The organism is Roseofilum halophilum BLCC-M91 (genome assembly GCF_030068445.1).
GTDB classification, from domain to species: Bacteria; Cyanobacteriota; Cyanobacteriia; order Cyanobacteriales; family Desertifilaceae; genus Roseofilum; species Roseofilum halophilum.
On sequence record NZ_JAQPOK010000058.1, the window covers coordinates 1 to 8,950 of the forward strand.

Genomic DNA, 8,950 nt, shown 5'->3' on the forward strand with positions numbered 1-8,950 from the left:
ACAGCGCTTCGCGCGGTAATGAGGTACAGTCAGAAAAGATCCCCCTAAATCCCCCTTAAAAAGGGGGACTTTTACTGCCCCCCTTTTTAAGGGGGGTTGGGGGGATCGAAATGTACCGCATAGCAGCGAAAACTGCTGTATCTCGGAACACTATAAAATCAACTTCTACGTTTTTGAGACAATCGTTATAGTCTTCCTTTCTAGATTTTATATAGAACAAAACTTTAGGGGCGAACGGGCGTTCGCCCCTACTACTCACTAGTGTTTAGAATTCACTGGTGTTGATCATTGACTAAGCTTTAGCCAAATTTTCAGCGACAAAATCCCAATTAACCAGACTATCCATGAAAGCAGTCATATAATTGGGACGACTGTTCTGATAGTCCAGATAATAAGCATGTTCCCAAACATCCATGGTTAACAGAGGAGTTTTTCCTTCAGTCATGGGATTTTCAGCATTCAAGGTTTTGGTCACTTTCAAAGTACCATTGTCCAGTACCAACCAAGCCCAACCACTACCAAATTGGGTAGCACCGGCTGTTTTAAACTCTTCCTTAAACTTGTCAAAACTACCAAAATCTGCCTTAATTTTGTCAGCCAAAGCACCAGTAGGCGCACCACCACCACTAGGTTTCATACAATTCCAGTAAAAGGAATGATTCCAAGCTTGAGCTGCATTATTGAAAATACCAGCTTTTGACGGATCGCCAGCCGTTGCTTTAATCACCTCTTCAATGGATTTGCTTTCATACTCTGTGCCAGCTACTGCGTCATTATATTTTTTGACATAGGCAGCATGGTGCTTTCCATAATGGAATTCCAGCGTATTGGCTGAGATATGGGGTGCTAGAGCATCCTTTGCATAGGGTAATGCGGGTTGTTCGTATCCCATGGTGTCTTTTTCTCCAAGTAGGTATTCTCAATGGTTGAGTTTGGGTTTCCGTTTAGAGCCATATCGATTTAAGTCTCTAAATCTATTAAGCAATGAGCAGTAACATTGACTGATTGCAGATGAAAACCCATGCAGACATAAATCTTTACATCTTGGTAAAAGTGTAACGCAAAACGGTAATTGAGTATAGGGGGGCAGACAGGGGAATAGGAGGGGTTCACAAAATTGATGGGGAGTTTTCCGGGATATTGGTGTTTCATGTTTCCCAATTCTGACCCATAAATGACCCATCAACGATCGATTAACCCTTATCCCAACCCAAAATCCGTGGGTGCAACCGGTTCAATATCGGGATCGAAGCCTCCCACTTGATTGGTGCGTAGCATCCAACAGACTGCTCCCTGATCCAAAAAGGTTTTGGTGACCACATCATGGGCTAATTTCGGCAACAGCGATCGCCAACTCGCCAACGTACTATAAATAGTTTTTGCTGGTTGCTCGATCGCAAATTGCCCTAATGTGGCCGTATCCGATCGCCAATCCTCCCGCACAATTCTTAAAGGAGCCAATTGTTGCCTTAAAGAGGGCCCCAATTGAACCAACTGCTGAAACCGTTGGGTTTGCTCGTGATTGGGATTAGCTTCTAACCACCGTTGAACTTCAGGATTGCCTTGAAATTGCTCGACTGTCCGTTCGATCGCCCGATATAAAGCTTGGGAAGAATCCTGAACGCAGGAATTAATCGGCGTGACAAACGTCGTTCCTGTCCCATCCCCAATGCGATAACGAGCCGCCATCATATCTAATTCCAGGATGATATTATCCAGAACCGAGAAGCGCAAACCATCAAAATTATAGTCATCCGTCAACGGACTAAACTTGATCAGCGTATCCCCAAGGGGACGACATCCCATCCATCCCCATTGGCGATCGCCGCTATAGCGCTCCCAAGACAACGAACCCGCAATAATACCATCCGTATTATGGGTATAGATTTGCCGATATTCAATCTCGAATTTGAGCGCACCCGTAAACGGATCTTCCATCACATGGGCAATCCCATAGGAAAAGTGACCAAAGAAAATCCCCATCGGTGCAAACTCAGCTTTTTGGCCGCCAATTCCGCCATACATATGAATCAATAAGAGGCGATCGCCCGCATAAATACCGCGATTGCTTAAACTGGCTTGATTGGGGTCATTCACCAACAGCACTTTAGAAATCCTGCCTTTTTTCGCCGCCAAATTCGCCCAACAGTCCCGGTCAATATAGCGCTTCGTATCCCGTTTCCCTTCAATCATCTGATCCGGAGTCACCGTAAACAGACTCGCTGGAGCAAGGGACAGAACCACAAATTCCCCCTGATCGTTTTTAGCCCCCGTAATCCGCCATCCCTGGGGATTCACACGAGAGAGTTCAAGCTGATAATTCGTTGATGGCAATACCCCATTGCGATCGGCCACCACAGACGGAATATAAACCGGTTCCTCCGGCCCATCAAAGTGTCCCGACTGGGGATTATAATGGCGTACCTGGAAACGGTCATCTCCCAGACTCCCCAAAATCGTCACCAATCCCTGGAAGCGACCCGAAATTTGTACCGGTTCCCGACGGATCTCCAAAGTCGGCCGTAATCCCACCTCTTCCAGCACCTCCACCGGCCCCGCTAACTTCACCAGCACATCATCCACCGGTCTTGCACCGGCCAAAGATTCTAAGGGAGTGACTGCCAACCAATGATTCAGGCGATCGGGATGCACATTCCCCTGTCGTTTACTCACCCGCACCTGATCCACAAAATGCACATCTTTAGTCACTTCCTGGAACAACATGGCATCGGCCGGATCGTCACTCCAACGCAAATTCACCACTTGACCCACTAAATAGCGATAGCGCTCATCCGTATGGTGAACTTCAAACAACACCCCGCGCAGGCGTTGCCGTTGATTGGGCTTGGGCAACAGCAACCGTCCCATCCAAATCCCTAAAGGTTTATAGAGTTGAGGATTAACCGTTTGCTCAATCGGGTAATAAAAGGGATAACTCTCCGGTTGATTAAACAACACACTCCGATAGCGCTGATAATTACTTATCGCCACTTCATACGGATTCGTACCCATCGTCCAATCTTCCAAAAGGATACCAGTCATTAAATCCACCGTTTGATCTAAATAACTGCGCCCATCGGGTAAAAACGTATAATCATCCAACGGCCCTGTCGGCCCATCATGACCCACAGGCCCCAAATTAATCAGGCTAATTTTGCCGCGACGTTTGGCACGATTCCAATTGGATTGCACCATAATTGGCCAGCGTCCCGGAAATAGAATCGGCCCTAAGCGTTCTACATTATCCTTTTCACCCACTAGGTGATAGAGGCGCTCGATTTCTATCCCTCCAGTATTCCCACTGATAACTCCCGCTAAGGAAATCACTTCAATTGGCGCTCCGGTGGCTCCATGCAGATAGGAAACAGCCGCCATGGACATCTGTCCCCCCCCGCTATAGCCAATCAAGGTGATCGGGGTGTGACTCTCAACCTGATAGCCAAAGTTAATTAGACTCTCGAATAAAACTTGGGCCAGTCCTTGGTTTTGAATGGGGCCATAGCGAGGGTCAGCGGCCACCGCAACAGCGACAATATTACGAACATTGACAATAAAGCCAATCGGACTATCAGGCGCTCTAAGTCTAATGGAATCAATAATGCGCCAGAAGAAGGCAAACGGCCGATTTTCCGTCAAGGGGCGATTAGTAACGGAATAGGGCATAATCCCCTTAACAATCAGGATATTGTCCGGCACTCGATCGGCGAGACGATTGAGCAGCAGTTCCACATCCGGTAAGTATTGGTAGGTTCCTTGGGAAATACCGTCCAAGTAGATGACGTAGCGAGAAATTTTCGTAGAACTGGAGGCTTGACGGACAGGGGTTCCAGGGTAGCTGAGTTCTTCATCTCCATACCATCCAGCCCACCATCCCAGACTTTCGGTTGGGGTGAGGATGATGGCAAAAGCCAGAGCGATTAAGCTAATGATACTTAGGTCGATGATCAGATCCAGGGTTCGAGTTAAGGACCCATACCAAGTCTTGAGAAATTCATAGGATGAGGGCGAAAGCAATAAGGCCAGGATAATACCTATCAAGATGGCAATCAGGATTTTGGCATAGCCAGGAAGAGAAGAGCGCCGAGTTTCCACTTGGGCTTTTTCTTTGACCCAACTGGCTTTTTGCTGACCTTGATATCCAGCCCTGACTCGTTCTTCTAGTTCGGCCCTGCCTAGAACCAGTTGGGTTCCGGCGACTGTATTCATTAGCCAACGTCCCAGGGCGGTAATGGGACGACCAATGGTACGTTGGCATAGTTGCAGGAAGAGCCATCCGAAGACTGCGCAGGTAAATGCGGGCCAGGTGTCGAGTTGGGTGAGGACTTCAAAGCTAACGATAACAGCGAGGAAACTCCAGATGGAGAGAATTACCCCTATGGGGACTCCTAAGTAAGGGATAGCGGTGAGGAAACCGAACATTTGAGGGGCGTAGCTGAGTCCAATAATGTGGGCAACGTTCCTGAATTCGGTGTTGAGGTTAAATAAGAGGTTGCCGACAAACCAGACACTGAGGGCCCAGAATCCGTAGGCGATCGCAAATAAAAAGGTGGAACAGGTTAAACTAAATCCAAAGCGAATCGGTTTGACTTGATTGATGTAGAGAACAATCGATTGACCGATCGCCTGAGCCATCCCCGCAGCCAGTACCACAATGAGGGCAACCCTACCCCCTAACGGTAAGGTGTTGATCAGTTCAAAGGCTTCTGGATTGAGGGTTAACGCACTACTAACGAGATGCCAAAATTGATCGAGGGCAGTATCAGTCATGGGTTTTAGGGGGCTAAAGCCGTTGCATCCTGAATGATTTTGGCTCCGATTGTACACCGACTTGGTAACATGGGAGTACCAACTTGAGAGCTTCAGATTTATTCTACTGTTTTGGGGGCGATCGCCATGAGTGCTAATTCGCAAATTGTCGGTTATTTTCTTGAAGAAGCCAAAGAGCATCTCGAGACCATTGAACAAGGACTGTTAGACCTCCAGTCCACCATGAAAGATCAAGAAAATCTCAATGAATTATTCCGCGCCGCTCACTCGGTTAAGGGTGGTGCAGCGATGTTGGGCTTTAGCAGTGTTCAGAAAACATCCCATCGCCTTGAGGATAGTTTTAAAGTTCTCAAAGAAAATCCCACAATTGCCGTAGATCACAAACTAGAGAATTTATTTCTCAGTGGATTTTATGTCCTCCAAGATTTGCTCGAACGAGTTCAAGGGCCCTTTGGACTGCGTGATGATGAAGCTAAACAGATTCTAGATGAAGCTGAACCCCGCTTTTTACAACTGCAAGCCCATTTAGACAGCCTCAATAGCGGTGGCCCGGGGATTGCGGAGGAAGTTGTCCCTCCTCCTCCCAAAAAGGAGCCACCTACCCCTGGCGCTCCACCCCTATCTACCAGCTCCGATTTTCCTCATCAAGTTACCCGTGTTTTGCGGGAAATGTTGCAAGTTTTCAAGCAAAAAACCACACCCAATAACCGTCAACAGTTGGAGGAAATTTGCTCCGGACTGTTGAATTTGGATGAGCAATCACCTGAATGGATCGCTTTGGTAGAAACTGCCCAAACTGCCATTAGTAATACCAAAGCCTCCTATGAAATCTTAGCGCCTTTAGTCATTAAGGAATTAAAAATAGCCGCAGAACTTGTTAATGTGGGACGGACTCAAGAGGTTAAACCTTCTAATGAATTGGCTCAATTGGCCGAATCCGCGATGGCTAAACGGGTAGCGATTACTCTCGAACCAGAAGCGGCAGCTAAAATCTTGATGGTTTCCTTTGATAAAAAGCAGTTAAAACAGTTAATTGCTACCTTAAAACAAGGTGCTGCTTGAACAATAATGAATAATTAATCATATCAAGTAATGTACCGTATAACAGCGAAAACTGCTGTAAGGAGCTAGGGAGCGAGACGATCTCACTACAAAATATCCCAAGTTTTTAGGCTGTCGCCCACATGAAAAGGAGTGCGGGCATCTTGCCCGCTTCTTGACTATAACCGATTTAGCTTTTTAACTAAACAGATTCAACGGACTTGATATCAGCGCTCTACATCCGCTCTAGTACCGATATTCCTAACAAAGATAAACCTAACTTGAGTGTCTTCGCGGTTAAATTAGCCAAAACTAAGCGCGAAGTTTTCTGAGGCTCTTCTGCTTTCAAAACCGGACATTGATCGTAAAATTGATTGAATTTTTGACTGACTTCAAACAAATAGCTACATAAACGGTTGGGCAGTAAATCTTGCTCGACTTGGGCAACAATATCATTCATTTTCAGTAATAATCTGGCTAAGGCAAGTTCTGTAGTTTCCGTCAATTTTACTTTTGCTTCTGGGGGCAAATTTTCTAAATCAATTTCTCCTTGACGACTAATTCCTTGCACTCGCACATAGGCATAAAGTAGATAGGGGGCGGTGTTGCCTTTCAGAGATAGCATTTTGTCATAGCTAAATCTGTAATTACTGGTACGATTTTGACTGAGATCGGCATATTTTACCGCGCTCAATCCCACCACTTGAGCCACATTATGCTTAAATTCTTCCGTTTCTGTGCGCTCTTCAGCGATTAATCTCTGGTCTAAATCTTGACGCGCTCTGCGAAGGGCTTCCTCTAATAAATCCCGTAATCTAACGGTTTCTCCCTCACGGGTTTTCAGTTTTTTACCATCTTCTCCTTGCACTAATCCAAAGGGAACATGAATCACTTCTACACTATCTGGTAGCCAACCAGCCCGTTGCGCGACTTGGAAGACTTGGGCAAAATGATTGGCTTGTCCTGCATCAGTGACATAGATTAGGCGATCACCGCCATCCTCTTTAATCCGATACTGTAGGGCTGCTAAATCTGTGGTCGCATAGTTATAGCCCCCATCTGATTTCTTCACAATTAGAGGTAGTGGATCGCCCTCTTTATTCGTAAATCCATCCAGAAATACACAACTTGCGCCCTCATTTTCTTCCAGTAATCCCAAATTGTCTAAATCCTGAACTACATCCGGGAGCAAGTCATTGTAAAAAGATTCTCCCCGTTCCGTTAGCCGAATATCTAGCCAATCATAAATCACCTGAAATTCTTGCCGCGATTGCTCGCACAATAACTGCCAAGCTTTATAGCTGGTTTCATCGCCACTTTGCAGTTTCACAACGGCTTGACGCGAGGTTTCTTTAAACTCTTCGTCTTCATCAAACCGTTTTTTAGCTTGTTTATAAAATGCGACTAAATCCCCTAATTCTAGAGCATTGGCTTTGATTAGCGCTTCGGGATAAGCTTCTTGGAGATAGGTAATTAACATACCAAACTGTGTTCCCCAATCTCCCACATGATTGAGACGCAAGACTTGATGACCGCGAAATTCTAAGATCCGAGCGATCGCATCTCCAATGATGGTAGAGCGCAAATGTCCCACATGCATTTCTTTGGCAATATTCGGGCTGGAAAAATCCACAATTACGGTTTGTGGTTCATCAACAGCAGCCATTCCTAGGCGAGGATCGCATTGCAGTTGGGCGACTTGCTGCTCTAGGTAACTGGGTTTTAGCCTAAGATTAATAAATCCTTGTTTGGCAATTTCTGGGGTTTCGTAGGCTTCCCCCAAGTCCAGATGATTGATGAGGGTTTGGGCAATGTCTTGGGGTTTTTGTTTGAGTTTTTTGGCTAAGGAGAGACCAAGATTACACTGATAATCCCCAAATTGAGGATCGCTGGCGATGAAGACAAGGGGATCGGTATGGGCAAAATCATCCCCAAATGCAGCAACAAGGGCGGCTGAAAATTGGGTTCTGAGGATATCTAAGGTTGCGTTCATGGTTGTATGGTGGATGGCAACTGATGACCTTAACCTAATTTCATGCTTAAGTCTAGCCAGGGCGATCGCGTGATGGGAGCGCTACTGGAAATATAGTCTACTCCCGTTTCGGCAATGGCTCGAATGGTTTCCAGGGTAACATTGCCAGAGGCTTCAATTTTGACGCGATCGGAAGACTGGCGAATCAGACTTACGGCTTCCGTCATCTGTTCAACGCTCATATTATCGAGCATGATAATATCCGCCTTGTGTTCAAGAGCCTCTTGGACTTGAGCCAGGGTTTCGGTTTCCACTTCTATGGTAAGAGGGTAGGGGATTCGTTGACGAATTTGGGCGATCGCCTCCCCAATTCCCCCGGCTACCGCAATATGGTTATCTTTGATCATCACTGCATCATCGAGTCCCATGCGATGATTCACCGCTCCCCCAACTTGGGAAGCGTATTTTTCTAAGACTCTTAAACCGGGTGTGGTTTTGCGAGTATCCACAAATTGAGTCGGTAAATCTGCAATCCGATCCACATACTCACGGGTTGCTGTGGCAATACCACTCAATCGCATCCCTAAGTTTAGGGCAACTCGTTCACCCATCAGTAAAGCTGCTAACGATCCTTCCAGCTTGGCGATCGCTTCTCCTGGACTACACACTTCTCCCTCGGATAGCAACGGCATCAGATGGGTATTGGCATCTAGGAGTTGGAAGACTCGATTGGCGATCTCTAAACCAGCCACTCTACCCCTTGCTTTAGCTACCCAGCGCCCCTCGATCTGCTGATGGGACTGAAGACTTAAGCCTTGGGTTGTGCGATCGCCTCGACCAATATCCTCCATCAACCAATCCATCAACCAACCATCCAAACCAATCCCCATAGGCATAAATACCCTTGAAGCCATAATCAACTTCCCTGACCCGCTACAAAAGACCAATTTCCCTAAAATCTCTCATTTTCGTCAACCCTGTCAACCCTTGATATACATACCTTGTAGCGTTTTCCGAAAAAAAATTCCCAAAAACTTTGAAAAAAGGGTTGACAAAGCAAGAAAGGATTGGTTATATTCGTATTTGTGCTTGAGAGGACGGCAGCAAACCACTGACCCCTTCTCGAAGCCACCGAACCTAGAAAATTCTATAGTTTGAAAGCCTAAGCTA

The 8,950-nt window shown here is 46.3% G+C and carries 5 protein-coding genes; 1 reads left to right on the forward strand and 4 read right to left on the reverse strand.

Features of this window, described 5'->3' with window-relative positions; genetic code table 11:
- Positions 1–292: 292 nt before the first annotated feature.
- The gene (locus tag PJF56_RS06825) at positions 293–892 is read right to left on the reverse strand and encodes a superoxide dismutase (RefSeq protein WP_283761898.1); all 600 of its coding nucleotides are present in this window, start codon (positions 890–892) and stop codon (positions 293–295) included.
- A gap of 308 nt (positions 893–1,200) precedes the next feature.
- Complete coding sequence (locus tag PJF56_RS06830) at positions 1,201–4,767, reverse strand: Yip1 family protein (protein ID WP_283761899.1); 3,567 nt, start codon at positions 4,765–4,767, stop codon at positions 1,201–1,203.
- A 126-nt stretch (positions 4,768–4,893) separates the two neighbouring features.
- Between PJF56_RS06830 and PJF56_RS06835 the strand changes: the two genes are divergently transcribed.
- Positions 4,894–5,829, forward strand: coding sequence for an Hpt domain-containing protein (locus PJF56_RS06835; protein ID WP_283761900.1), 936 nt, complete (start codon positions 4,894–4,896; stop codon positions 5,827–5,829).
- A 214-nt stretch (positions 5,830–6,043) separates the two neighbouring features.
- Here the strand turns inward: PJF56_RS06835 and argS are convergent, their stop codons facing one another.
- A complete protein-coding gene (argS, locus tag PJF56_RS06840; RefSeq protein ID WP_283761901.1) occupies positions 6,044–7,801 on the reverse strand; it encodes an arginine--tRNA ligase in 1,758 nt (585 codons plus the stop codon).
- A 29-nt stretch (positions 7,802–7,830) separates the two neighbouring features.
- Positions 7,831–8,694, reverse strand: coding sequence for a carboxylating nicotinate-nucleotide diphosphorylase (nadC, locus tag PJF56_RS06845; protein ID WP_283761902.1), 864 nt, complete (start codon positions 8,692–8,694; stop codon positions 7,831–7,833).
- Positions 8,695–8,950 lie beyond the last annotated feature (256 nt).

Bases quoted from the DNA above. Each gene is read 5' to 3' on its own strand.
- PJF56_RS06830 (WP_283761899.1), bottom strand. From the start codon at position 4,767: ATGACTGATACTGCCCTCGATCAATTTTGGCATCTCGTTAGTAGTGCG.
- PJF56_RS06825 (WP_283761898.1), bottom strand. From the start codon at position 892: ATGGGATACGAACAACCCGCATTACCCTATGCAAAGGATGCTCTAGCA.
- argS (WP_283761901.1), bottom strand. From the start codon at position 7,801: ATGAACGCAACCTTAGATATCCTCAGAACCCAATTTTCAGCCGCCCTT.
- nadC (WP_283761902.1), bottom strand. From the start codon at position 8,694: ATGGCTTCAAGGGTATTTATGCCTATGGGGATTGGTTTGGATGGTTGG.
- PJF56_RS06835 (WP_283761900.1), top strand. From the start codon at position 4,894: ATGAGTGCTAATTCGCAAATTGTCGGTTATTTTCTTGAAGAAGCCAAA.